This is a genomic window from Pseudaeromonas sharmana, assembly GCF_042649925.1.
GTDB classification, from domain to species: domain Bacteria; phylum Pseudomonadota; class Gammaproteobacteria; order Enterobacterales; family Aeromonadaceae; genus Pseudaeromonas; species Pseudaeromonas sharmana.
In genome coordinates, this window is record NZ_JBHSAF010000014.1 from 197,614 (window position 1) to 223,541 (window position 25,928).

The following is a 25,928-nucleotide window of genomic DNA, read 5'->3' on the forward strand; positions in this document are numbered from 1 at the left end:
TTGCGCTCCGCACAAGTGCACAGACAAAAAGACGCCCACTCCGCTCGGCACAGGCCGGGGAGGTGGACGTCGTTATCCAAAGTGGTATCTGAAAGTTATCAAACGTCACTAGGCAAAAGCCGTGCCGATCTGTTCGCTGACGCTAATTCTGCTTTTCACGCGCAGGGCTGAGGTGGCCGCGTTACCGGCAACCTGGCTTAATTAGCTGATTTACAACGACAGCAACGACTAGGAGCGCCGTAAATCCCGCGCCGGGCCGAGCGCAGGACAATGCCGGGTGTGCATTGCACTCGGCGTGGTGCACCCGCACTGAGTTGGGGCGCCAGGCAGGGTGAAAGTCACTGCTCAGATTGCAAACACACCTGAAAAATCCATCTTTACACCACCAAACAGTGCTGTTTCAGAGTTGGCACAGAAACTGAATAGTCCTGTGTGACGCAGGTCACCCTCAACGGCGAGGCTGACCAGAGTGCGTGAGTAACGGCTGTAACTACACAGCGACAGTAGCGAATTTTGGCAAAGGCGCCTTGCTGATCGACAGATCGGCAGGGCGCTTTTGTTTTTTCAGGGAGAGAAAAAATGCCTCATTACCACAAGACTGCACTGGCCACCCTGCTGGCTACCCTGTTTTTCAATACCCAGGCCCGGGCGGAAGTGGGGGCACCGGAGAAAGAAGAGCTCAAGCTCGGCTTCATCAAGCTGACCGATATGGCACCGTTAGCCGTGGCGTACGAGAAGGGGTATTTCGAGGATGAAGGTCTCTATGTCACCCTCGAAGCCCAGGCGAACTGGAAGGTGTTGCTGGATCGGGTGATCGACGGGCAACTCGACGGTGCCCATATGCTCGCCGGGCAACCCATTGGCGCCACGCTGGGTGTGGGTACCAAGGCCGAGGTTGTGACGGCGTTCAGCATGGATCTGAATGGAAATGCAATTACTGTCTCAAATGACGTGTGGCGGGCGATGCTTCCCTCGCTGGCCAAAGGGAGTGATGGCAAGCCGTTGCATCCAATCAAGGCTGATGCTCTCCAATCAGTTATCAAGGGCTACAAGGAACAAGGCAAGAGCTTCAATTTCGGCATGGTGTTCCCGGTGTCGACCCACAACTATGAATTGCGCTATTGGCTGGCGGCGGGGGGTATCCATCCGGGTTACTACGCGCCAGCCAAGGGGGATAACTCCGGTCAGCAACAGGCTGACGTGCTGCTGTCCGTAACGCCGCCGCCGCAGATGCCGGCGACGCTGGAGGCCGGTACCATCAGTGGCTACAGCGTCGGTGAACCGTGGAACCAGGCCGCGGTTGCCAAGGGCATCGGCGTACCGGTGGTCACCGACGAGCAAATCTGGAAGAACAACCCGGAGAAGGTATTCGGTGTTACCCAGGCGTTTGCCGACAAGTACCCCAACACCCACATTCACCTGATCAAGGCGCTGATCCGTGCCGCCTACTGGCTGGATCAGAACAACAATGCCAATCGCATGCAGGCAGTCCAGATCCTCGCCAAACCAAATTATGTCGGTGCCGACGCCAAGGTGATCGCCAACTCGATGACCGGCACCTTCGAGTACGAGAAAGGCGACAAACGCCCGGCTCCGGACTTCAACGTCTTCTTCCGCCACCACGCGACCTATCCGTACTACTCCGACGCCATCTGGTACATGACCCAGATGCGCCGCTGGGGCCAGATCGCCGAGGCCAAACCGGATAGCTGGTATGCCGAGATGGCCAAGAAGGTCTACCGCCCGGACGTCTACGCCATTGCCGCCAAGGAGCTGATTGCCGAAGGCAAGATGAAAGCCAGCGACTTCCCGGACTTTGCAAGCGAAAGCGGCTACAAGCCGGCTGACAGTCACTTTATCGATGGTGTGAGCTACGACGGCCACAAGCCGAATGACTATCTCAAGCAATTTGCCATCGGCCTCAAGGGCGACGACAAGCTCTGATGTTATCTGACCCGGGGGAGGCGACTCCCCCGCTGCAAGGAGAGAAGACGATGCAAGCCATCATGCAATGGATGCGACCCAAAGGGCGCTTTGGCCTGACACTGCCGGCCGCTGGTGCCTGGCGTGCCGGACTGTTACCCCTGCTGGGCATTCTGCTGTTCCTCGGTCTGTGGCACATCACGGCCAGCCAGGTACAGACCAGTCTGGGAGCGCTGCCGGGCCCGGCGGCGACTGCGGTGCAGGTTCACGCCCTGTATCAGGAATTTGTCAGCGAGCGTGATAAACGCACCGCCTTTTATGCTCGCCAGGAGGCGCGCAATGCGCAAAAACTCAAGGTCGATCCCCATGCCGAGGTGAAAATCCGCCCTTATACCGGACGGCCCACCTTTTTCGACCAAGTACTGACCAGCCTTATCACGGTGGCGACCGGTTTTGGCGTAGCGGTACTGATTGCCATCCCGGTTGGCATTGTACTCGGACTGAATCGCAGCCTGTATGCTGCCATTAACCCGCTGGTCCAGATCCTCAAACCCATCTCCCCCCTGGCCTGGTTGCCGCTGGTGACCATGGTGGTCAGTGCGCTGTATGTCAGCTCGGATCCCTTTTTCGCCAAGAGCTTTGTCATCTCGGCGTTCACTGTCAGCTTGTGCAGCCTGTGGCCGACGCTGATCAACACCACGGTCGGCGTGGCAACGATCGATCCGGATCTGCAAAACGTCAGCCGGGTACTGAAACTGGGGCCGCTGACCCATGTGCGCAAAATCGTGTTGCCGTCGGCCGTGCCGATGATCTTCACCGGCCTGCGCTTGTCACTGGGGGTGGCCTGGATGGTACTGATTGCCGCCGAGATGCTGGCGCAGAACCCGGGGCTGGGCAAATTCGTCTGGGATGAGTTTCAAAACGGCAGCGCCGATTCGCTGGCTCGCATCATGGTGGCGGTGATCACCATAGGTTTGATTGGCTTCCTGCTCGACCGCGGCATGCTGGCGTTGCAGAAGGGACTGTCCTGGGACAAGCGCAGCGATCTGCGTTGAATCCGCGGCTGACAAGGAGAAACGAGAATGTCCAAACACTATCTGGATTTGAGTGATGTCGGTATGCGCTTTGCTACCCCGACAGGCTGGTTTGAGGCGCTGGTCAACGTCAACCTGAAGATCGCCAAGGGGGAGTTCATCTCGCTGATTGGCCACTCCGGCTGCGGCAAGAGCACAGTGCTCAATCTGGTGGCCGGTCTCAACGAGGCGACGTCGGGTGGCATTATCCTCGACGGGCGTGAAGTGGCAGGCCCGGGGCCTGAGCGCGCCGTGGTGTTTCAAAACCATGCGCTACTGCCCTGGCTGTCGGTTTACGAGAATGTCGAGCTGGCAGTGCGCCAGGTGATGAAAGGGGCGAGCAAGGCACAGATCGCCGAGAAAGTGCGTTATTACCTCTCGCTGGTGCAGATGGACCATGCGCTGGATAAGAAACCACACGAAATCTCCGGTGGTATGAAGCAGCGTGTCGGCATTGCCCGAGCCTTGTCGATGTCACCCAAGGTGCTGTTGATGGATGAGCCATTCGGTGCGCTGGATGCGTTGACCCGTGCCCATCTGCAGGATGCCCTGATGGAGATCCAGGCCGAGCTGAACAACACCGTCATCATGATCACCCATGATGTTGATGAGGCCGTGTTGTTGTCGGATCGCATCGTCATGATGACCAATGGACCGGCCGCCTCGGTCGGTGAAATTCTCGACATCACGCTGCCGCGACCGCGCAACCGGGTAGCGCTGGCCGATGATCCCGAATACCACAAGCTGCGGCAGTGTGTGCTGAGTTTCCTCTATGAGAAGCACAGCAAGGTGACACCACTAAAAAAGCCCAAGGCTGAGTCACGGGCCGCCGTGGCCTGAATCAGCCGCCATTGAGAGTCGAGGCGGGAGCGATTCCAGCCAAGGGAGTGCAAACATGAGCAAGCAACAATTACTGGTGATTGGCAATGGTATGGTCGGTCACCATTTCATCGAACAGCTGGTGCTGGCCGGTGGCCTGGATCAGTTTGAAGTCACTGTATTTGGGGCCGAGCCGGACAGTGCCTACGATCGGGTGCACCTGTCCGAGGTGTTCGGCGGCAAGGCGCCACGGGATCTGCAACTGGCCGATCCGCAGTGGTATGCCGCGCAAGGCATTCGCCTGCTGCTCTCCAGTGCCGTCGAGGTGCTGGATCTGGCAGAACGCCGGCTACAGACCTGTCACGGTGAAACCTATTCTTACGACCGTCTGGTGCTGGCGACCGGCTCATACCCGTTTGTGCCGCCGATACCGGGTCACGAGCGGGCAGGCTGCTATGTCTATCGCACCCTGTCGGATCTGGATGCCATCCGTGATGCCTGTGCCGGTGGGCGTACCGGCGTGGTGGTGGGGGGCGGTCTGTTGGGCCTGGAGGCGGCGAATGCGCTGCGCCTGCTGGGGCTGGAAACCCACGTTGTCGAGTTTGCGCCGCGTCTGATGCCGGTACAGCTGGATCCGGTGGGTGGCGACCTGCTGAAAAACAAGATTGAAAGCCTGGGCGTGCAGGTGCATGTCAATACAGCAACCGAGTGCATTGTCGATGGCGAGAGTGCCCGCCATCGCATGGTGTTCAAGGGCGGCGAGTTCCTCGAAACCGACGTCATCCTGTTTTCGGCCGGTATCCGCCCTGAGGACCGCCTGGCGCGGACCGCCGGTCTGCTGGTCGGCGAACGCGGCGGCATCGTCGTCGACGACCACTGCCGCACCAGCGATGCTGCGGTCTGGGCCATCGGCGAGTGCGCGCTCTGGTCAGGCAAGGTTTTCGGTCTGGTTGCTCCCGGCTACCAGATGGCCCGCGCCGTCGTCGCTGAACTGCTCGGTAATGGCGGTGCGTTTCTCGGGGCCGATATGAGCACCAAACTCAAGTTGATGGGCGTCGATGTCGGCGCCATCGGCGATTCCCACGGCGCGACGGCCGGGGCTCAGGAGGTGTTGACGCTAGATCGCAAGGTCGGGGTCTACAAGAAGCTGGTGGTCGATGCGAGCGGCAAGCGGCTGCTGGGCGCCATCCTGGTGGGGGATAACAGCGAATATGACACCCTGCTGCAGTACTACCTCAACGGCGTCGAGCTTGGCGAACAGCCGCTGGCGCTGATCATGGGCGAACAGAGCAGCGCAACACCGCAACTGACGCTGCCGGACAGCGCCACCATCTGCTCCTGCCACAACGTCACCAAGGGCGACATCGTCGCGGCGGTCAAGGCCGGCAACCACACGCTCGCGGAGGTCAAGAGCTGCACCAAGGCCGGGACCGGTTGCGGTGGCTGTGCCAACCTGGTCAAGCAGGTGGTCGATCAGACCTTGCTCGAGCTCGGCATGGAGGCCAACAACCATGTCTGCGAGCACGTTGCCTTTACCCGACAGGAGCTGTTTCACCTGATCCGTGTGGGTGAGCTGAAGAGTTTCAGTGCCGTGATGGCGAAGCATGGCAAGGGCCTAGGCTGTGACATCTGCAAGCCGCTGGTCGGCTCTATCCTCGCCTCGCTGTGGAACGAACATGTGCTCGACAAGCCGCATCGGCCGCTGCAGGACACCAACGATGCCTTCCTCGGCAACTTGCAAAAAGATGGCACTTATTCCGTGGTCCCGCGCATCCCGGGCGGCGAAATCACCCCGGATGGCCTCATCGCCATCGGCGCCATCGGCAAGAAATACAACCTCTACACCAAGATCACCGGTGGCCAGCGCATCGATCTGTTCGGCGCCCGCGTCGACCAACTGCCGGCCATCTGGCAGGAGTTGATTGATGCCGGTTTCGAGACCGGCCAGGCGTACGGCAAGTCAGTGCGCACCGTCAAATCCTGTGTTGGTTCGACCTGGTGCCGTTATGGCGTCAAGGACTCCATCGCCATGGCGATCCTGATCGAGAACCGCTACAAGGGGCTGCGGGCACCGCACAAGCTGAAGTTTGCCGTCTCCGGTTGCACTCGCGAGTGTGCCGAGGCGCAGAGCAAGGACATCGGCGTCATCGCCACCGACAAGGGGTGGAATCTGTATGTCTGCGGTAACGGCGGCATGCGTCCACGCCATGCCGATCTGTTTGCCACCGATCTCTGTGACGAAGAGCTGCTGCGCTATATCGATCGCATACTGATGTTCTACATCCGTACCGGCGATCGGCTACAACGCACCTCGGTGTGGATGGAAAACATGGAAGGTGGTCTCGATTATCTCAAGGCGGTGATCCTCGATGACAAGCTGGGGATCGGTGCCGAGCTTGAGGCGCAGATGGCTTACCAGCTGGCGACCTTCCAGTGTGAATGGCAGGGCACGCTTGCTGATCCGGAAAAACTCAAGCGCTTCAAGCCATTCCTCAACAGCGACGAGGCCTATATGCCGCCGCGCAAGGTGGAGCGTGGCCAGGCGTTCCCCGCTCAGGAGCAGGAAATCATCTACATCAAGGAGCTGGTATGAACTGGGTCAAAGTGTGTGCGTTGACGGATTTAACGCCCGATGTCGGCGCAGCAGCGCGGGTTGGGGATGAGCAGGTGGCGCTGTTTTATCTGCCGCAGCTGAGTCCGGCTGTCTATGCCCTCGACAACTGGGATCCGCTGGGTGAGGCCTTCGTCATCTCCCGCGGCATTGTCGGCGATCAGGGCGGCATCCCCTGTGTGGCATCGCCGCTGTACAAGCATCACTACCAGCTGGCCGATGGTCGGTGTCTGGAGGAGAGCGCCGTGGCGCTACGGGTCTGGCCAGTCCGTCTTGATGGCGGTGAGGTCTATATCCAGTCACGGGGCGGCTAAGCGCCATGAGGAGCAGAGCATGAGTTGTGGAGTACAGGGCGTCTTGCGTCTGGCCGAGGCGCAACAGCAGTTGGCCGCCATGCTGACTTGCTGCGTTGGCCGTGAAACCGTGCCGCTGGGCCAGGCTCAGGGCCGGGTGCTGGCAGAGACGGTGATCGCCCGTTACCCGTCACCGCGCTTTGACAATTCCGCGATGGATGGCTTTGCGCTGCAAGCGGCCGATCTCGCCGCCACAGGGCCGTTGCCGCTAGCCGGTACGGCGTTGGCCGGTCATCCGTTTGCCGCCTCGTGGCCGTCAGGCAGTGCGGTGCGCATCATGACCGGTGCGCCGGTGCCGCAGGGCACGGCCGCGGTTGTCATGCAGGAGCAGACCGAAGCCGTGGTCCAGGGGGAGTCAGCCGCGATTGTCTTGCGCGCGGCGGTCAAACAGGGGCAGAACATTCGCCGCTGTGGTGAGGATATCGCCGCCGGCGAGCCGGTACTGGCCGCCGGGGTGCGACTCGGTGCGCGGAATCTGCCGCTGCTGGCGGCGGTGGGTGTCAGCGAGGTGGTGGTGTACCGACCGTTGCGGGTGGCCTGTTTTAGTAGTGGTGACGAGCTGCGCGATGTTGATGCGGTGCTGCTGCCCGGTCAGCTGGTGGACAGCAATCGCTATGGGCTGCGGGCTTTGCTGCACAAGCTGGGCTGCGAAGTGCTGGATCTGGGCATCATCCCTGATGATCCGGCGGCATTGCGCGAGGCGTTCTTGCGGGGTGATGCCGAAGCTGATGTGCTGATCACCTCGGGTGGGGTATCGGTCGGTGATGCCGACTATACCAGGCAGATCCTGGCCGAGCTGGGTGAGGTGGCGTTCTGGAAGGTGGCGATAAAGCCGGGCAAGCCGTTTGCTTGCGGCCGGCTGAGCCGCGCCCGCCATGGTCGCTGGTTCTTTGGCCTGCCAGGTAACCCGGTGTCGGCACTGGTGACATTTTTGCTGCTGGTGCAACCGGCGCTGGAGCGGTTGATGGGGGCAGACTCGGCACCGCGGCTGCGGTTGCGCGCTACCACACTGGAGCCGTTACGTCTGAGCGCCGGACGCATCGACTTTCAGCGTGGTATGGCATCGGTCAACGCCGAGGGTGAGCTGCAGGTGGTGCTGGCTGGTGAGCAGGGTTCAGGCATGTTCCGCGCGCTGGCTCAGGCGAACTGTCTGATCTGTCTGGATGATCAGGCCTATCCCGATCAGAGCCAACTGGCGGCGGGGAGTCGGGTCGAGATCCTGCTGTTTGACGAGGTGATGACATGAATCACGATGCGTGTCTAAGCGATGGCGAGTTGTTGCGTTATCACCGTCAGATCAACCTCAAAGGGTGGGATCTGCAAGGGCAGGAGCGCTTAAAGCGTTCCCATGTGCTGATCATCGGCCTTGGCGGATTAGGTTGTGCGGCCAGTCAGTATCTGGCCACAAGTGGCGTTGGTCGGCTGACCCTGCTGGATGGCGATCGGGTCGAGCTGAGTAATCTGGCGCGTCAAGTGCTGCACAGCGAAGCCAGCCTGGGCCAGCACAAGGTGGTCTCGGCGGCCAGGCGTCTGGCCGAACTCAATCCCTATCTGCAATTGCAAGCGCTGGCCGAGTTTGCCGACGAGCTGAATCTGCCTGACCTGCTGCACGACGTCGATCTGGTTCTCGACTGTAGTGATCGGCGATCCAGCCGGGAGTTGATCAGCTGGTGCTGTCGTGCCGCAGGGGTAGCGCTGATTTCGGCGGCGGTGATCCGGTTCGAAGGTCAGGTGGTGAGCTTTGGCTGGCAGCCCGATGAGCCTTGCTATCGCTGCCTGAGCCAGCGATTTGCCGAGCCTGATGGCAGCTGTGTCACCAATGGTGTCGCAGGCCCGCTGGTCGGCATGGTCGGATCACTACAGGCGCTGCAGGCGGTGAAATGGCTGAGCGGTGCCGCTGTGGTACCGGGCGGCCAGCTGCTGTTGATCGATGGTCGTACCCTGGAGTTCATGACATTGACGCTGCAGCCTGATGCCGAGTGCAGCATATGCGGGCAACGTCATCGGCTCAGCGCCTGATCACTCTCACGGAGATATAGCGCGCACAGACACACGCATCAACTTACCACTGAAACAATAAACCCGAGCCTGTTAGCCTAACGCCTTTGTGCCAGGGCTGGCCGGCCGAGCCGGGAAACCGGCGAGGGTGGTGCGGGAAACCAAACCGCCTCCCGACTTTGGAAAGGTGTTTATGGCTTCATCAATACAGCTTCGACCGGTGGCACAGCCCCCGGCGCTGGTGGATGGCTTTGCGCGGCGGTTTTACTACCTGCGCCTGTCATTGACCGATGTCTGCAACTTCCGTTGCAGCTATTGCCTGCCGTCGGGTTATCGTCCCGATGGTCGGCGCGATTTTCTCTGCCGCGACGAGCTGCGCCGCGTGGCCGGTGCTTTTGTCGCGGCCGGCACCACCAAGATCCGCCTGACCGGCGGTGAACCCTCGATGCGACGTGATCTGACGGCCATCATCGCCGATCTCAAGGCGCTGGACGGGCTGCAAACGCTGGTGCTGACCACCAACGGCTACCGCCTGCAGCAAAAGGCGCGGGAATGGCGCGCCGCCGGGCTCGATGCCCTCAATTTGAGCATCGACAGTCTGGATCCGCGCCAGTTTGCACTGATCACCGGCCAAGATCGTCTCAAGGAGATCATGGCCGGGCTTGAGGCCGCCTGGGATGCCGGATTCAGTCAAATCAAGATCAATACCGTGTTGCTCAAGGGGCTCAATGCCCATGAGCTGGGACTGTTTCTGCGCTGGGTGCAGCAGACGCCAGTCCAGCTGCGCTTTATCGAACTGATGCAGACCGGCGCTCAAGATGACTATTTCGCGCGTCATCATCTGCGCGGCGAAGGGTTGCGCCAGCAGTTGCTGGCGTCCGGTTGGCAACTCAAGCCACGCCAGGCCGATGCGGGACCGGCGCAGGTCTATCTGCACCCGGATTACCTGGGGGAAGTGGGGTTGATCCTGCCCTATGCCGATGGCTTCTGCCAAAGCTGCAACCGTCTGCGTGTCTCGGCACTGGGCCAGCTGCACCTGTGTCTGTTTGGCGATGGCGGTATCGACTTGCGCGATCTGCTGCAGTCCGACGCCGACCAGACGGCGCTGCAGCAGCGCATCCAGGCCGCATTGCAGCACAAGGTGCTGGGCCATCGCCTGCACAGCGGCAATGCCGGGGTGCGTCAGCATCTGGCATCGATAGGAGGCTAAACATGAGCAAACCCAGCCAGCTGCCGCTGTATGGCCTGCTGCTGTGTGGCGGCCGATCGTCGCGTATGGGACAGGACAAGGCGCGCTTGCTGCTTCATGGCCAGAGTCTGTTGCAGCTCGGTCTGGAGCGGCTGCGTGCAGCCGGTTGCCAGCAGGTGTGGGCGGCGGGGGATTACCCCGACGTGCCCTCGCTGCCGGATTTGCCGCGCTATCAGGGGCGCGGACCGCTGGCTGGCCTGGCCTCGGCGCTGACCTGGGCCCCCGCGGCGCGCTGGCTGGTGATCCCGGTGGACATGCCGGGGCTGGAGGCTGAACTGCTGCGGACCTTTTTGCAGCTGGCCGCGGATACCCACATCGGTGCAGCCTTGCAGCACAACCAGTTTCCGCTGTTGCTGGCGAGCCCGGCGGCACTGGCCGGGGTGCAGCAACTGCTGGCGGATCCCGACCAAGGCGCCGCCTCGGTCGGCGGCCTGATCCGCCTGCTGGATCTCACGCAGATCGCGGATCTGGCGCTTACACCGCCTGAGCAGGCGGCCATCGCACTGTGCAACACCAATACCCCACAGGAGTGGCAGGCCTTTTGCCGCGCACAACCGGCGCGCTGTGCTTCCACATTGCCTCGCCACACTGAGCCTCATTCCCTTTTTGTATCTGCCAAGGAGTTCGCGCCATGAGCCATGCCGCACTGGAGTTTCAACCATTACACATTGCCGTTCTGACCGTTTCCGATACCCGGGATCTGGCCAGTGACAGCTCGGGCCAACTGCTGGTTAACGCACTGAGCGACGCGGGCCATCGGCTGGCCGATCGCGCCCTGGTTAAAGATGACATCTACCAGATCCGTGCCGTTCTCAGCCAGTGGATCGCCAGTGACCACATCCAGGCGGTGCTGATCACCGGCGGCACCGGCTTCACCGGTCGCGATACCACGCCAGAGGCGGTCAAACCGCTGCTCGACAAGGAGGTGGAGGGCTTTGGCGAACTGTTCCGTCAGGTCTCCTATACCGAGATCGGCACCAGCACCATTCAAAGCCGGGCCCTGGCCGGGCTGGCCAACCGCACCATCCTGTTCTGCCTGCCGGGCTCGAATAACGCTTGCCTGACCGGCTGGACGCAGATCATTGCGCCACAGCTCGATGCACGCACCCGGCCATGCAGCTTTGTGATGCACCTGAAGAAGGGGGGCTGAAGATGAGCCCGCAGTTGACCCATATCCAGCATAACGGCGAGGCACACATGGTCGACGTCAGTGGCAAGCCGAGTACGGTACGCGAGGCGCGGGCGATGGCGCGCATCTGCATGCGCACGGCAACGCTGGCGTTGATTCAAAGTGGCGGCCACCACAAGGGGGATGTGTTCGCCACCGCACGCATTGCCGGCATCATGGCGGCGAAAAAGACCTGTGATCTGATCCCGTTGTGTCATCCGCTGGCGCTCTCCAAGGTCGAGGTGACATTGCAGCCGCAGCCTGACGAGGCTGCAACCGGCATGGCGGCCGTCCATATCGAGGTGCTGTGTCGGCTGCATGGCCAGACGGGGGTCGAGATGGAGGCGCTGACGGCGGCGTCCGTCGCAGCGTTGACGCTGTATGACATGTGCAAGGCGGTGGACCAACAGATGGTCATCGACTCGATCTGCCTGCTGGAAAAGCAGGGCGGGCGCTCGGGCCACTTTCTACGTCAGGAGTCGCTGCTATGATAACCGTGCGCTTTTTTGCCAGTCTGCGCGAGCAGCTGGCGGTGAGTCAGCTGCGGCTGGACGATGTGCCAGCCAGCGCCGGCGCCCTGCGTCAGCAACTGATGCAACGTGGTACGCGCTGGGAATATGCCCTGGCCGATCGCGAGGTGCTGGTGGCGGTCAATCAGGTGGTGCGCGACGATAGCTGCCCGCTGCAGGCCGGCGATGAGGTGGCCTTTTTCCCCCCAGTGACCGGAGGCTAGCCATGGAGCGCATTCTCGTTACCGACGCCGACTTCTCGCTGGCCGAGGAGTATGCGGCGCTAAGTGCACTGCCGGCGGCGGGTGCCATCGTCAGCTTTGTCGGCCGCATGCGTGATATCAACCAGGGTGATGCTGTCTGCGGCCTGACGCTGGAGCACTATCCGGGGATGACCGAACGGGTGCTGGCCGAGCTGGTGGCCAGTGCCCGTCAGCGCTGGGATCTGCAGGCGGTGACGCTGATCCATCGCGTCGGTGCCTTTGCCCCTTGCGATCAGATTGTGCTGGTACTGGTGGCCAGTGGCCACCGCGGTGAGGCGTTTGCCGCCTGTGAGTACCTGATGGATGTGTTGAAGACCCGAGCCCCGTTCTGGAAGCAGGAGACGTTACGCGATGGCTCGCAGCGCTGGGTCGCCAGCCGCAGCAGCGATCAGGCTGCCGCCGCGCGCTGGTAACGAGTGCTGCGCTGCCGGCAGTTCGGCAGTACCGGCTCGGGTACGGCGGCCGCAATATACTCTATAACTGAGGGCAGAACACACTGACTGGGGCGCAGCATGTTGAATGTACTGTTGATTGGGATGCCTATCGTTTGGGGAAACTTGCTACTGCAGACGCACATTAATGTATGGAGCATCCGTTATTATCTGCGCAAGAGCGGTCAATCGACTCGTGACGCACAGGGGGCCTGGCCGCTGTTTGGTGTCATCACCATCCTGATGTTTGGAACCATGCTGCAGATCGCGCTGTGGGGAGCCCTGTTTTGGTGGCTGGATGAATTTCCAACGTTGGAAACGGCGATTTATCACTCCGGCGTCAATTTCTCAACCCTGGGTTATGGCGATCTGGTCATGAGTGCAAAATGGCGTCTTCTCGGTCCGCTCGAAGCGATTAATGGTGCCCTGATGATTAGCCTTTCCGGCGCAACCATATTGGCCTTGCTGCAGCAACAGCTCAGAGATAAATTCCGGGGAACAGCTAACTAGTCTAATTGCACGACCTCATCCTGCTGGGGCGGATTGGCTGCCGGGAGTATTGGTCATAACGCGATGTTTTTGCCTGATAATCGGGAGGTGCGATGATGAAAATTGCGATGTTTAGTGCCAAAAACTATGACCGTGATCATTTTGAGTTGGCGAACCAGGCCTTCAATTACGACATCGACTATTTCGACGTGCGCCTGGATGCCAAGACCAGTCGTCTGGCCCATGATCACGACGTGGTCTGTGCATTTGTTAATGATGATTTGAGCCGCGAGGTGCTGGTTTCTCTGGCGAAAAATGGTACCCGTCTGCTCGCCATGCGCTGTGCCGGCTATAACAACATCGATCTGGCGGCCGCCAAGGAACTGGGCCTGACGATTTTGCGGGTGCCAGCATATTCTCCTGAAGCCACGGCAGAACATGCCGTCGGCATGATGCTGACACTCAATCGCCATATCCATAAGGCTTACCAGCGGACCCGGGATGCGAACTTTTCACTGGATGGTCTGGTGGGATTCAACATGCATGGTCGTACCGCCGGGGTGATCGGGACCGGTAAAATCGGTCTGGCCACCTTGCGGATCCTCAATGGCTTCGGCATGCGACTGTTGGTCAATGATCCGTATCCAAATCCCGTCGCCATTGAACTGGGCGCGGAGTATGTCGACCTGGATACCCTGTTCCGTGAATCGGACGTGATTAGCCTGCACTGTCCGCTGTTCAAGGAGAATTATCATCTGCTTGATGCAGACGCTTTCGCCAAAATGAAAGATGGCGTCATGATCATCAATACCAGTCGCGGGGCACTGCTGGATTCGGTGGCGGCCATTGAGGCATTGAAACAGCGTCGTATCGGTGCGCTGGGGTTGGATGTCTACGAAGAAGAGCAGGAGCTGTTCTTTGAAGACAAGTCCAATGAAGTGATTACCGACGATGTGTTTCGCCGTCTGTCAGCCTGTCATAACGTGTTGTTTACCGGCCATCAGGCCTTCTTGACCCGCGACGCACTGCTGGCCATTGCCGAGACTACGCTCGATAACATCAAGACGTTTGCCGCGGGTGGACGCAACGGCAACGAGATTGAATAATTGGGTCGCGCCCCTGGCTGTCGGTCAGGGCGCGATATGCTTTTTTTTTACTCCTTGCCGTTATGCGGTGACATCTGCGCTCTGTTTCGCCAGCCTGAAGATCCAGTCCAATTTATATTGCCTCGTTGAGCGTCAGTCGCGGTATGTGTATCCAAGAAGCTGCAAACCTGGGCTGTTAAGTTCGTGCAGGGGCCCTGTACCAGCTAAGGGCTGCCGGCGATTAGCTCAACGCGCATCAAAGTCCAGGCCCACGGCCCACGGTAAAGTGCGTTTTAGCGTTCCGTTGCTGAGGATCCCGATCGGGGTAATGGCATTGATCTCCGTGCCTGGCGTGGCAGAGCGCTAATCGGGCAGACACAGACCCGTGGCGCTGGTGCTATGTCTGCACCACGGAGGACGTTTCTTGTTCTAGGCTGTAGGTGACGCCATCGTTACAGCATCGCAAATACCTGTCGTGATGGCGCGTTTTGTGACACCACCTAGGAGCCCTACCATGAAACGTTTTTTAACTGTTGTGTCTGTCACTGTGTTATGTCTGATTGGCCTCGCTGCCTGCAGTTCCCAATACATTATCAGCACCAAGGATGGGCGCATGTTGACGACAGAGAGCAAGCCAAAGCTGGATGATAGTACCGGTATGTATATTTACGATGATGCAGATGGTCGTGAAACCATGATCAAAAAAGAGGATGTGGTGCAGATTCTCGAACGCTAGATGTGCCAATTCCGCATGCGTTTTGTTGTCCCGCTATGATAGATATGACGAGAATAGGCCACCTGCTGCACAGGTGGCCTACATGTGTTACGGCATAGACTCAGCCTGGTCGGCTATTAATAGACATAGTTGACACCCAGCCAGATTGAGCGTCCGAGGCGGTAACTGGCCGCACTGTTGCTGGCACTATGCGGGGTCGAATTGAACAGGTTTGTGATGCGCAATTCGGTAGCGGCTTTTTGGTTTTGCCACTGGAAGAACTGGTAGCGGGTATTGACGTTCATGGTGGTGAACGACTTGATCTTGATGGTGTCGTAGACATCGTAGCTGTCGCCATCAATATCGATGTTATCGCCTGAGTCGCCCAAATACTCGTAGCTGCCACGGTACTGGACACTGGCGTTGGTCATCCAGCGCTGAGTCCAGCGGGCGGTCCAGCCAACCGCTGCACGTAGCGGTGCCGCGAAGTTGCTGCGATCATTGAGATCATACAGCTCGTTCATGTCGATGACCCGTCCGTTGTAGTAGACCTGTGACTGGGGATCCGTGTAATCAAAATAGGTAGATCCCTTGCCGTAAGACTTGGTTTCCGACCAGGTCACATTGGCATTAAAGCTATGTTGCGTGATCTGGCCATCCCACTCCAACGCCAATCCCTTGTAATCACTCTTGCCATCGTTGGTCATGCTGTAGAGTGTGGTGCTAAGGGTCTTTCCGGTGTCGGAGTTAAACTCTTCGCTCGTCTTGCTGGTACTAGCGAAGCTATCGCGGTTAAAACGATAGATACTCTTGATACGAAAATGCCCATCCAGCGGTGCCGGGAATGTCAAGGCGGCGGTCAGCTCATCGCTGTACGGGGTTTTCAGCTCGCCTTGCCCATAATCTGTTGCCCGGACGTGAGAGAGCAGACTCCAGTCACCGATCTCGCCGGTACTGGTGTTGACACTGCGACGATATGTGTAGTTGTCCGGATATTGGGAACGGATGGCATAGCCGACCATATTGGCCGCGTAGTAACGGTTGGCGCCCAAGGTCAGGAAGGTATCATCGAAAAACTCCCAATTGGCGGTCAGGCGTGGTGCCAGATTGTAGTTATCCAGGAAGTCATCGTGACTCAGGCGTGCACCGGTGCGGAATTCCCAGTGCCCGACCGAACGCAGATATTCCAGCCACAGCGCCTGGCTGAACAGATCGACTTCAGCATCATAGGCCTGGTAATAGCTGTATTGACTCAAGGCGACGTCTTCACGACATGCGCTATCGTCGATAGCACATTGCGCGTCCACACCCGTTGCCATGACTTTTCCCGACGAGTAGTAGTAGTTATCTTCTGGCCGCTGTTTGCGAGCCTCGGTATAACGCAGCTCGCCGCCAAGGCTCAGATTGCCGCCACCGACGGGCTGGTTGACGGTGAACTGGTAAACGCTGTCTTTCTGCGTCTGGTTCAGATCGCCAAATCCGCCCTCCATGCAATTACCGTCGCTGCACCAGTCAATCGACTCTGCTTTCGAAGGCCAGGCATAACGATCGCCATCCCAATCGCGACTGGTATCGGAGACTTGGTACGAAACCTTGTGCTGCCAACTCCGCTCGCCGGAAATGCCATTTAACGCCAGATACGATGAGAGCCCGTCAGTGTGATTGGTGTTCAGGCTGTTAATGCTGTTATCCGGCTGTTTTTCACTACGGTAGGGGCTGTAGATTAGCTGTCCCTCCAGGCTGAGATCCGGATTGTATTCATACAACGCCTTGAACAAGACGTTATTGGCTTTGTCGCCGGTTTCGTAGCGCGTGCCACCGTAGGCTTCATCCATATTGTATTTCACCGCAGATTCAGACTGACTGATGGCGGCGAGAACAAACAGCTTGTCGCTCAGTGGCGTGTCGACCGCGACAGAGGTCTGGTACTTGGAGAAGTCAGGCTCGCTCCTGGTCAGTTCGCCGTTACCGGACTTGCGGTAACTGACCATGCTGTCGTTTTGAAAGCCGGCGGTTGCCGAGACACCAAATTTGCGTGCCGGTTGGCGCAACTGGATGTCGACAACCCCACCGGTGAAATCACCGTGGCGTGCCGAGACGTTTGAGTCGATGACTTCCATGCTGCCGATCAGCGTCGGATCGACATATAGCGTCTGGCTTGTTTGACCACTGACCTCGTTGAAGTCATTGGCGTTCTGGGTTGAGACATCCATGATCGAGGTGGCACTGACACCATCAATCAGCACACTGTTGTCGTAGTAGTTACCACCTGAAATAGAAAAATCCGACGGGCGTAGCGACTGCAGATCTTCGGCTTCAGCAGATTGCCGTTCGGTATCCATTTGCACAAACGGCAGCGGCTGCAACAAGCTGGTGGTGTCTGTTCCCCCTTCGCGGGATGCGCTAATGGTGTCACCCACGACGACGCTGCGGCCGCTGTCAAGCGGGTCAAAACTCTCGTAATTGCTGGGGGGGGCCGAGCTGGTCGTGCCTTCGGCACCACTGGTTGCAATTTCCATGGCACCGAGGTCGACCAGCTTCTCCTCCGCGTGGGCACTTATCAGGCTGCAGCCCAGGCAGCCGACGATCACAGTACGTTTAATAACCATCCCTTGTTACACCTCACAACAGAATAATATTCCAAATGGGTACAGCTCTCAGCTGGCGAATGCGAAATTCACCGAAGGCACAAGGCAAGCCAATACGGTTTAGCTGGGAAAGGTTGTGGATAATATTGTAAATGCGAGTTATTATCAACGGCAGTTGAGTTAACAATCTAGAAGAAAAAACTAAGCACGAATTCAAATGAAGATGTTTATAACCAGCGTGACCTCGCGTGTTTTCTCGTTATGTATTGTATTGGTGTCGTATTCGTTCGGATCGATGGTCGTGGCTGCAGAGGGCGAACAAGAGGCTGCGGCCTGGACATCGCAGCTGATGCAGGGCCGGCTGGCGAATGGTCTGCACTATGTGGTGTATCCCAGCACAAAAACCGATGAACCGTTCAATCTGCGCTTAATCGTGCAGGCCGGCGCCATTGATGAGCCCGAGGCTGCCGGTATCGCTCATGCCGTGGAGCATATGGTGTTTCGCGAAACCGCCGGCCATCCGGAGACCATACATCGCTACCTGGCGCGCTTGGGGTGGAAGACCGGCCTGCAGGTCAATGCTGTCACTGGGCTGGCGCAGACCCAATACATGATTCGCACTCGGCCGCGGGATGCCCTCGACCTGGATGGCGCCATGGCACTGATCAGCCAATTGGCCTTTCACGCCCAGTTTAATGAGCGCAGCTGGCAACAAGAGCGTCAGATCATCGTTGAAGAGATGCGACAGCAAGTGGGTGTCGCGGCCCGTATCAACGAACAGAAGCGGGCGATTACCCGTCATGGCTCGCGTTACGCCGGCCGAACCACACTCGGTGATGCCGCGCTCCTTGCCCGTCTGGAGGCGGCCGATTTACACGCCTTCTATCGTCGCCACTATCGTCCGGCAAATATGATTCTGATTGCATCGGGCCAGGTCGATAAGGTTGCGTTTGAACGTGCGTTACAGCGCTATTTTTCTCAGCCCGATGATGCGCGCCCTACGCCACGTCCTTATGTCGAATTGCCGCTGGCCAAACAGCTGTTTGTCGGGATGATCCAGGATGACAAGGGCACCACCAGCCGTGTTGCCATCGGCCTGCGCCAGGCACAGGCCCCGCGCAGCACACTCGAGGGTAAGCGTGCGGCCCTAGAGAATTATTTCCTGCGCAAATTTTTGCGCGAGCATGTACGGCGGCGCAGCCAGGCGTTGCCGGCCGGTATTACAAGCTGGAGCCTTAGCCTGGATGAGCCGACCCCGGCGCGACTGACGTTGGCGATGGCGGCGACCAGCGCCGACCATCAGGCAGGACTGGACTTCTTGTTACAGCAACACGCCTACTTACGCCGCCACGGCGTGGATACCTCCTTGCTGCCAGCACTCAAGCAGCAGGCATTGCGTCAGCTGGATGCCGTGCCTGAGCAATGGGCGGGTCGCAATTATGCACAGTGGGAAGACAAGATCACCGAAGCCGTCTTGCACTCAGGCCCGATCGAAGAACCTGAGATCTACCAGCAGCGTACCCGGCAGTGGGTTGTTGCGCTGACGGCTGAGCGCCTGCAGCAGCGACTGAACAGCTTGCTCGATGCCGAGGACCAATTTGCCTATTTCCAGGTACCAGGTGGCAAAACCCTGGTGCTGCCATCCGCCGAGGCGATCCAGCTGCGGCGCGAGCAGATAGCCGCACAGCCGTTGCCGGCCTTACCCGAGTTAAGGCCTGTGGTGCAGAAGGCGGCGACGCCGCAGGTCAGCGCCCCACGACTGCCCGAGCCCAAGGGGCAGGGGGGGCGGATTATCATGAAGCGGCATGACGGTGCCTTGCCACTCATCGAGTGGCAACTGGCCAATGGCGATCGCATAGTTTGGTTACGTCGGCCAACCGCCGATGGCAAATTGTTGGTACGCCTGCAAACGGAAGGTGGCTATCTGAACCGTCGCTATAGCTCGGTCAATAGCCAGACTGCGGTGCAGATTTGGCAGCAGAGCGGCTTCTCATTTTGGTCGCCAGAGAAAAACGCAGCTTATCGCGCATCGGTGTCACAACCGCACTGGACCTGGGATCTGCAGGCCGGACGGCTGGATCTGGCGGCCCGCGTTGCACCGGCACAGCTTGGTGCCTTGTTTGGCGAGTATGTGCACAGCCTGACATCCGGACGCATCGCCCGCTATGTTTTGGATGAGGTCAAACCGTCACTCTTGGACCAGGCCGCGCGCCCCGCTTCGCGTGAACAGGCCGCATGGCAACAGCTGCTGTATCCGGCCAAGGGCGAGACGAGGCCGTCGGTCACCACGGATCCCCTGGTGCTGGCCCGCATCGCGCGTGACCACCTGCGTGCACCGGCGCGCGTTTATCTGCTCGGTGAATACGAAGAGGCGGCACTGCAGTCGCTGATTCTGCGTTATCTGGCCCCTCTGTCTCGGCAACCTGCGCTGATGACGGCTCGTGAGCCCCAGCAGCCCGGCATCCGCAATCAGCACCTGAGTGTATTGGAACCGGGGCGCGCGCAAGTGCGTTTGCAGGGGGCGACGCCGATGGCGTGGACGCCTGAACGCGCCTTTGTCGTCTCTAGCCTGAATCCGCTGGCGCAGTCCGCGCTGAAGGAGGAACTCAGGCTCAAGCTCAGCGGTGTCTACAGTGTCAGTTTCGAGATGACGCTGGATCCGCAACTCAATCAAGTGGTCTCGGAGCTGAGTTTCAGTTGTGCGCCGGAACGGGCCGAGGCGTTGCTCGAAGCGGCGCAGCAGGTACTGGCCCGGCTTGGTGCAACGGTGGCCACTTATCCGGTAGCACGGCTGCAGCAGGATGTGCAGTTTGCAGAACAGCTGCGCCTGCAGGATGACAACACCTGGCTGCGACGCCTGATGCTCAGTCATGAGGCCTACGGTGATGGACGGTATTTGCAGTCGATGACGACGTTACCCGAGCAGATTGTTGCTGCGCCGCTGAGCCGGTTGGCACAACAGATTTTTCCGCAACCGAACCGGGTATCGCTGATTCTGCAACCCGAGACCAACGCAGTTCTGGAGTAATTCATCATGTTTCACAGTTTCTTTCTTCAGCGTCGCTGGATGCACTGGTCATTGCTGGGTTCCGTACTGATACTGGCAACCACCTGGTACAAGGTGCAGCTGGATGTCGAGGTCAATAACTGGTTTGGCGACTTTTACAACCTGATCCAGAAAGCGTTGGCCACGCCGAATGCCATCAGCCAACAGGCGCTGTTCGAACAGCTTTGGCTATTTACCCGTCTATCGGTGATCTACGTGCTGGTGGCCATCGTGCTGGAGTTCTATATCCGCCACTTTGTCTTTCGCTGGCGCACCGCGATGCACGACTATTACTGTCAGCACTGGCATCTGGTGCATCACATTGAGGGGGCCTCCCAGCGGGTGCAGGAGGACACGATGCGTTTTGCCCGTATCGTTGAGGCGCTGGGTGTCTCCCTGCTGCGATCTGTCATGACGCTGATCGCGTTTCAACCGCTGCTCTGGGGATTGAGCCGCCACGTCAGTCAGGTACCGCTGTTTGGCGACGTTCCCCATGTCCTGATCTACGCGGCCGTGATCTCGGCGCTGGCGGGCACAGTCTTGCTGGCGCTGGTCGGCATCAAGTTACCCGGGCTGGAATTTAACAATCAAAAAGCAGAAGCCGCGCTGCGCAAGGAGCTGGTACTGGGGGAGGATGACAGCCAGCGCGCGACACCGCCTAGCCTGCGCCAACTGTTTAGCCAGGTACGTCGTAACTACCTGCAGATGTACCGTCACTATCTCTATTTCGATCTGGCCAAATGGTCTTATCTGCAATTCTCGGCGATTCTGCCCTATGTCATCCTGGTGCCGACGATTGTCAGCGGTACCATTACGTTGGGTATCCTGCAGCAGATACAGCGCGCGTTTGGCAAGGTCGTCGGCTCACTGCAGTTTCTCGTCAACAGCTGGTCGACGATTGTCGAGCTGATCTCGGTGTACAAGCGCTTGCACGCTTTTGAGTGTCTGATCCGGCAAGCACGTGATGAACAGGATGGCGAGGCCGGTCAACTGAGCGAGGAAGCGTCCTGATGTGCAATGTGGCCACCTGTCTGCGCCTGGGTGTCCGGAGCCAGCTGCTTCCTGAACGAATAGTGCGCGGTGGGCAGTCATGAGCCCACGTCTGTTGCAGCGCGGCCTGTTAGGCTCGCTGCTGTTACATGTCGCGGTACTGGCTGGGTTCGTCTGGTCTTCTTCGCCGGTTGTGCCGTTGGCGGCAGAGCCGAGTCGGGTCATCAGCTTTGGCTTTGTCGCGGCCCGGGCCGGAACGCAACAACCCAGTGTCGCTGCCGCTCAGCCGCAACCCCGGCGGCTGGAAACCACCAGCGCCCCTGTTATCGCCGCAGCGCGCAACAGCCCGTCGCGCGTTAAGGCTAAACCTAACGTCAAACCGCAACCTGTCATCAGGCGCGAGCGTGCCGAGCCTACCGCCAGCGTCAAACCACGACCCCAACCCACGGCCCGACCGGCGGTTGCCAGCCAGGCCGGGGATCAGGGAGCGCAGGGCTCACGCCGCAGCGAGCAAAAATTGCGTGAAACGGGCATGCAGCAACAGTCGTTCGCCGCCGCACCGGACAGTAGCGCATATGATCTGCTGGTACGCCAGCACCTGCTGGCGCGCAAGCAGACTCCGCGTTTGCTAGGGCGTCAGGGCAGCGGCAGCGTGATTGTCGAATTTGTCATCGACAGACAAGGGCGTCTGGTCAGACAGCTGATGGGCAAGACATCGGGGATCCGCGAGTTTGACCATGCCGCGCGGACGCTCGTCAGCAACGCGGCGCCATATCCCAGTGCGCCCGCCGATCACTCGTGGCAAGAACGGCGCTATCGCATCGAAATCCAGTACCAGAGTCGCTGAGTGCGAGTGGACAAGAGCAAAAATGAGCACTCCAGTGGCTTGTAACCGGATTTTGTGAGGCGAAGAGGCGGCTTTTTTCGCCCTGACGACATCGACGTGTTGCCGAAGGCGCGATGACCAGTACCGCCGCATCGCATCGCGGCGAGCTACTGGTACAGGCTCCATGTGCTCTGCCTTGCCTGATGTCACCCGCATTTAAACTACCGTTGCTATCCCGTTCATATATGTGGCCGCTAATCATGTTGCAATAAGCACACTAAGTCTGTGGAGAGCAAAGATGCTGGGATTTGTCGGGCTGGGCAGTGTGGTGGAAAGTGCATGGTTGCCTGCATTGAGTCGGTTGGCAGCGCCGAGGTTGCGTCTGCTGGGCGTAGATAGCGATCCTGCGCGTACGCTGCCGGGTGTCGAGCCGGTTTCATCATTGGCGGCCATGCTGTCGCAGCCGTTACAAGGGCTGCTGGTCACTACGAACTCTGCGGCACATTGGTCGGTATTGCAGCAGGCATTGGACAGCGAAGTAGCGCAGATCATCGTGGAAAAACCGGTGGTGGCGACATTGGCAGAGGCTGCCGCGCTGGCTCAGCAGCTGGCCGACCCGGCTCTGGCGGGGCGGGTGCTTGCACTGGATCATTGGACGGCCCGGGTCGAGGGGCTGCAAACCCTGCTGGGGGGATTGCCTGGCGGCAGCCCGCTGCATGGCATACACGACATCCTGCGGATTGATGGCTATGTGCGAGAGCGCAGCGGTTGCAATGAGCAGGGCGAACCTTGCGCCCTCAATTTTGCCACCGGCGAGCCGGATCGTCGCCAGTTGCGCCATCCCGACGGTGTGGTGCTGGATACCGGCACCCACGTGCTGGCCATGTTGCGCGAGTGGATGGTAGCCAATGGCTTGCCGTGCGGCTTGTCACTGCATCTGCGGGCGATGACCGACCGTCTCGGACAGACCATTCCGGTCGGGGACGTCGCCACGGCGGAGGGACGGGCCGAGCTGGCAGGCACCATCGGCGGGGTGCCGCTAACGCTGCACCTGGACAAGTACGCGGGCCCGGACGGTGGACGCAAGGGTCTGGTGGTCACCGGTCATTCCGGCTGGCAACTGTCGCTGGATCGCAAGGGCAATAGCGATCTGCTGCTGTTCGAGCACCAGGGACAACGGCATGAGTTGCAGCGTCCGGGAGCCCTCTATGACTACTGTCTGGCCGCGTGTTTACCTGATTGCCAGCCAGGCATCGAGACGCTAGGCCGGGCTGTCCGGCAGGCGATGACGCGTCGTCGTCTGGAAGAGGTGACCCTGCTGCTGGAGTTGCAGCAGGCATGGCGAAACCCGATCTCATAGCATTAGCCATGCCACCGCGCGCCGCCGGCGACTGAGGGGGGCGCGCTGGATGGGTTGTCGATGCAACTAAGCAGACCTAGCACAGCGGATAGTCTGACCCGTCTTTGTGGCCGGTTATGCCGGGATAACTCCGCGTCCAGGGCGGGTTGCCAGTCATGGCGGCGCCTGCACCGCTATGCGCTCAGCCCTCAGTGCGGGTACTGCTCGGGGTGAATGCGCAACTTTTCGATCTGATGTCTAATGTCGCGCATCTACTGCCAGTGGCTGGCCTGCCAAGGTAGCCCTGCTACCGCAATTTTCTGCGACGAACCAGCGATTTGCCGTCATCCACCATATAGCCCGGCATGCAATACCTGGCCGCCTGGTCAGGCTGTTGATTGACCGGCGCCCAGGGCCCCGCCTGCAAAGGCGTGACTGGATCAAGTGATTCGAGACAGTTATCGTTGATGTTTTATGAGCACAAAAGGGCACATTAGAGCCTAAATTGTGGTTTAGGTGCTGTATTTGGCACTTAATAGGCATGGCGCTGTGAAATCTTTTAGTCGTTAGCTATTATGTTCTATAATTGGAACACTAATCGGATTATGCATACATAAAGTGCCAATATGGGGTCATAATATGATTAATGGTGTATCGCCTGCTGCCATGGCTGCCGAGTTGGGCGCGCGACTCAAACAGGCTCGATTGAATCAAAATATTACCCAGAGCCAACTGGCCGATCAGGTCGGCATCACACGCAAAGCGGTGTTAAATGCGGAGAAGGGACAGGTGTCGCTGGAGGTGTTCGTGGCGATCATGGCGGGCCTTAACCTGACGGCTGAGCTGGATCTGTTTCTGCCGGTGCAGCTGGTCTCGCCACTGCAACTGGCGAAGCTGCAGGGTAAACGTCGCGTGCGTGCCTCGTCGCCCACGGTCAAAGAACCCGAGCAGGAGCCGATGTCATGGTGATGGAGGTTGTGAACGTCCATTATCACGGAGCGCTGGTTGGGGCGGTGAGCTATGACACGGATGGCCAGCGCTCGGCGTTTGAATATGACAGGCAGTTCATCAAGACCGGCATCCAGCTGTCACCGCTCATGATGCCGTTATCCGAGCAAATTTATACCTTTCCCGCGCTGGGCTATGCGACCTTTAAGGGGCTCCCCGGCTTACTGGCCGATTCGCTGCCAGATGATTTCGGCAATGCCGTCCTCAACGCCTGGGTGGCGGCACAGGGTCAGTCCAGTAGTGCCATTACCCCTTTGCAACGTTTGCAATACACCGGGTTGCGGGGCATGGGGGCGCTGGAGTACAGACCGGCATTTCGCGTTAAAAACCTCAATAGCACCCATGAGATCAGCATCGAGTCGCTAGTATCCATTGCACAGGAGGTCCTGGATCAGCGTACTGGTTTTGAAGTGGCGCTCAGGTCGAATGGGCAAGAGGATCGGCAAGGCATGCTGGCGCTGCTGTCCGTCGGCATGAGTGCCGGTGGCGCACGTCCTAAGGCCGTGCTGGCGTTTAATGATGACTTCACCGAAGTACGTTCAGGCCAGGCCAAGGTGCCGGAAGGCTACACCCACTACCTGATGAAATTCGATGGTGTAAGCGAGCACAATAAAGACCGCGAAACGTTCGGTGATCCGCTGGGATTCGGCGCCATGGAGTATGTCTATTACCTGATGGCCACGGGCTCGGGTATTGAGATGATGCCGTGCCGGTTGCTGGATGAGGGCAGCCGTCGCCATTTTCTTACCCAACGCTTCGATCGGCGTGGTAATGAAAAAATCCATGTGCAAACCCTCAACGGTCTTGCGCACGTTGATTACAAGCAGCACGGCTCATACTCCTACGAGGAGTTGTTCGGCACGGCCCGGCAGCTGCGTTTGCCTGCCCGGGATGCCGAGCAGTTATTGCGCCGGATGGTGTTCAACATAGTGGCGCGCAATCATGATGATCATGCCAAGAATTTTGCCTTCATGCTGACAGGCACTCAGTGGTCATTGGCACCCGCCTATGACATCGCCTACAGCTACAAGCCCGATAGCAGATGGGTAGGCACACACTGGATGCGATTGAACGGTAAACAAGACAACTTCGTGCGTGCCGATTTCCAGAAACTGAGCCAGTTGTCGCCGATGTTTACGCCCAATAGGGTGGATGCAGTCATTGGCCAGGTTATTGAACAGGTATCAACGTGGCCCACGCTGGCAAAGGAACACGGCGTCCCGAAATCCCTCATCGATGAGGTGCAAAAAAATCTGCGGCTCAAACTGTAAGCGGGCCGCGAAGGGCAATCTCGCCGCATAGGGCACGCTATGTTCACCCCACTCGCTGTGCCTGGAGTAGGCGTTAAGACATGCACGGGCTGGCATCTGACTCTCTGGCTGGCTTGGCACCACAATCGGGCCTGAGGCCTGTAGTCTGGTTTGTTCCAGAACCGACGAGGGCAG

The 25,928-nt window shown here is 59.1% G+C and carries 23 protein-coding genes and 1 riboswitch; of the genes, 22 read left to right on the top strand and 1 reads right to left on the bottom strand.

The features are described 5' to 3' along the window. Window positions 1-579 precede the first annotated feature (579 nt). From ACFOSS_RS10720 to ACFOSS_RS10795, 16 genes are all read left to right on the top strand, one after another. Window positions 580-1,944 (top strand): CmpA/NrtA family ABC transporter substrate-binding protein, encoded by a 1,365-nt coding sequence (locus ACFOSS_RS10720; protein ID WP_377152347.1) that lies wholly within the window; start codon window positions 580-582, stop codon window positions 1,942-1,944. A gap of 50 nt (window positions 1,945-1,994) precedes the next feature. Next, window positions 1,995-2,978, top strand: coding sequence for an ABC transporter permease (locus tag ACFOSS_RS10725; protein WP_377152348.1), 984 nt, complete (start codon window positions 1,995-1,997; stop codon window positions 2,976-2,978). Between the two features lie 27 nt (window positions 2,979-3,005). Continuing rightward, the gene (locus ACFOSS_RS10730) at window positions 3,006-3,836 is read left to right on the top strand and encodes an ABC transporter ATP-binding protein (protein ID WP_377152349.1); all 831 of its coding nucleotides are present in this window, start codon (window positions 3,006-3,008) and stop codon (window positions 3,834-3,836) included. A gap of 55 nt (window positions 3,837-3,891) precedes the next feature. After that, window positions 3,892-6,408: a nitrite reductase large subunit NirB gene (gene nirB, locus ACFOSS_RS10735; protein WP_377152350.1), complete on the top strand. Its 2,517-nt coding sequence runs from the start codon at window positions 3,892-3,894 to the stop codon at window positions 6,406-6,408. Beyond that, a complete protein-coding gene (gene nirD / locus ACFOSS_RS10740; RefSeq protein ID WP_377152351.1) occupies window positions 6,405-6,740 on the top strand; it encodes a nitrite reductase small subunit NirD in 336 nt (111 codons plus the stop codon). Before nirB ends, nirD begins: the two co-directional genes overlap by 4 nt. A 19-nt stretch (window positions 6,741-6,759) precedes the next feature. Continuing rightward, window positions 6,760-8,025 carry a molybdopterin molybdotransferase MoeA gene (gene moeA, locus ACFOSS_RS10745; protein ID WP_377152352.1) on the top strand — a complete coding sequence of 422 codons (1,266 nt, stop codon included), beginning with the start codon at window positions 6,760-6,762 and terminating at the stop codon, window positions 8,023-8,025. Next, a complete protein-coding gene (locus ACFOSS_RS10750; protein WP_377152353.1) occupies window positions 8,022-8,798 on the top strand; it encodes a HesA/MoeB/ThiF family protein in 777 nt (258 codons plus the stop codon). Before moeA ends, ACFOSS_RS10750 begins: the two co-directional genes overlap by 4 nt. A 50-nt stretch (window positions 8,799-8,848) precedes the next feature. Beyond that, window positions 8,849-8,983: riboswitch (molybdenum cofactor riboswitch) on the top strand. Then, window positions 8,971-9,987, top strand: a complete 1,017-nt coding sequence (gene moaA, locus ACFOSS_RS10755; protein ID WP_377152354.1) for a GTP 3',8-cyclase MoaA — start codon at window positions 8,971-8,973, stop codon at window positions 9,985-9,987. (Overlaps the previous riboswitch by 13 nt.) 2 nt (window positions 9,988-9,989) lie before the next feature. After that, window positions 9,990-10,661 (top strand): molybdenum cofactor guanylyltransferase, encoded by a 672-nt coding sequence (gene mobA / locus ACFOSS_RS10760; protein ID WP_377152355.1) that lies wholly within the window; start codon window positions 9,990-9,992, stop codon window positions 10,659-10,661. Next, the gene (gene moaB / locus ACFOSS_RS10765) at window positions 10,658-11,176 is read left to right on the top strand and encodes a molybdenum cofactor biosynthesis protein B (RefSeq protein WP_377152356.1); all 519 of its coding nucleotides are present in this window, start codon (window positions 10,658-10,660) and stop codon (window positions 11,174-11,176) included. The genes mobA and moaB overlap by 4 nt, the downstream gene beginning before the upstream one ends. A gap of 2 nt (window positions 11,177-11,178) precedes the next feature. Then, the gene (gene moaC, locus ACFOSS_RS10770) at window positions 11,179-11,685 is read left to right on the top strand and encodes a cyclic pyranopterin monophosphate synthase MoaC (RefSeq protein ID WP_377152357.1); all 507 of its coding nucleotides are present in this window, start codon (window positions 11,179-11,181) and stop codon (window positions 11,683-11,685) included. Then, window positions 11,682-11,927 carry a molybdopterin converting factor subunit 1 gene (gene moaD / locus ACFOSS_RS10775; RefSeq protein WP_377152358.1) on the top strand — a complete coding sequence of 82 codons (246 nt, stop codon included), beginning with the start codon at window positions 11,682-11,684 and terminating at the stop codon, window positions 11,925-11,927. The genes moaC and moaD overlap by 4 nt, the downstream gene beginning before the upstream one ends. Before the next feature lie 2 nt (window positions 11,928-11,929). Continuing rightward, window positions 11,930-12,379: a molybdopterin synthase catalytic subunit MoaE gene (gene moaE / locus ACFOSS_RS10780; RefSeq protein WP_377152359.1), complete on the top strand. Its 450-nt coding sequence runs from the start codon at window positions 11,930-11,932 to the stop codon at window positions 12,377-12,379. Window positions 12,380-12,478: 99 nt separating this feature from the next. Then, window positions 12,479-12,907 carry an ion channel gene (locus ACFOSS_RS10785; protein WP_377152360.1) on the top strand — a complete coding sequence of 143 codons (429 nt, stop codon included), beginning with the start codon at window positions 12,479-12,481 and terminating at the stop codon, window positions 12,905-12,907. A gap of 95 nt (window positions 12,908-13,002) precedes the next feature. Continuing rightward, window positions 13,003-13,992, top strand: coding sequence for a 2-hydroxyacid dehydrogenase (locus ACFOSS_RS10790; RefSeq protein WP_377153902.1), 990 nt, complete (start codon window positions 13,003-13,005; stop codon window positions 13,990-13,992). A gap of 493 nt (window positions 13,993-14,485) precedes the next feature. Beyond that, the gene (locus ACFOSS_RS10795; RefSeq protein WP_377152361.1) at window positions 14,486-14,707 is read left to right on the top strand and encodes a YgdI/YgdR family lipoprotein; all 222 of its coding nucleotides are present in this window, start codon (window positions 14,486-14,488) and stop codon (window positions 14,705-14,707) included. 116 nt (window positions 14,708-14,823) lie between these two features. On the opposite strand, the gene ACFOSS_RS10800 is transcribed toward ACFOSS_RS10795, so the two are convergent. Continuing rightward, window positions 14,824-17,295 carry a TonB-dependent receptor plug domain-containing protein gene (locus ACFOSS_RS10800; RefSeq protein WP_377152362.1) on the bottom strand — a complete coding sequence of 824 codons (2,472 nt, stop codon included), beginning with the start codon at window positions 17,293-17,295 and terminating at the stop codon, window positions 14,824-14,826. 196 nt (window positions 17,296-17,491) lie between these two features. Here ACFOSS_RS10800 and ACFOSS_RS10805 point away from each other — a divergent pair, with 196 nt between their 5' ends. From ACFOSS_RS10805 to ACFOSS_RS10830, 6 genes are all read left to right on the top strand, one after another. Then, on the top strand, window positions 17,492-20,302 hold the full coding sequence (locus ACFOSS_RS10805) for a M16 family metallopeptidase (RefSeq protein ID WP_377152363.1): 2,811 nt from the start codon (window positions 17,492-17,494) through the stop codon (window positions 20,300-20,302). Between the two features lie 6 nt (window positions 20,303-20,308). Then, entirely contained in the window at window positions 20,309-21,331 is a 1,023-nt protein-coding gene (locus ACFOSS_RS10810) for a putative transporter (protein WP_377152364.1), read from the top strand. A gap of 79 nt (window positions 21,332-21,410) precedes the next feature. After that, on the top strand, window positions 21,411-22,157 hold the full coding sequence (locus ACFOSS_RS10815; protein WP_377152366.1) for a TonB family protein: 747 nt from the start codon (window positions 21,411-21,413) through the stop codon (window positions 22,155-22,157). A 277-nt stretch (window positions 22,158-22,434) separates the two neighbouring features. After that, window positions 22,435-23,496 (top strand): Gfo/Idh/MocA family oxidoreductase, encoded by a 1,062-nt coding sequence (locus ACFOSS_RS10820; RefSeq protein ID WP_377152367.1) that lies wholly within the window; start codon window positions 22,435-22,437, stop codon window positions 23,494-23,496. 618 nt (window positions 23,497-24,114) lie between these two features. Continuing rightward, a complete protein-coding gene (locus tag ACFOSS_RS10825) occupies window positions 24,115-24,444 on the top strand; it encodes a helix-turn-helix transcriptional regulator (RefSeq protein WP_377152368.1) in 330 nt (109 codons plus the stop codon). Further along, window positions 24,438-25,754 carry a type II toxin-antitoxin system HipA family toxin gene (locus tag ACFOSS_RS10830; RefSeq protein ID WP_377152369.1) on the top strand — a complete coding sequence of 439 codons (1,317 nt, stop codon included), beginning with the start codon at window positions 24,438-24,440 and terminating at the stop codon, window positions 25,752-25,754. Before ACFOSS_RS10825 ends, ACFOSS_RS10830 begins: the two co-directional genes overlap by 7 nt. Window positions 25,755-25,928 lie beyond the last annotated feature (174 nt).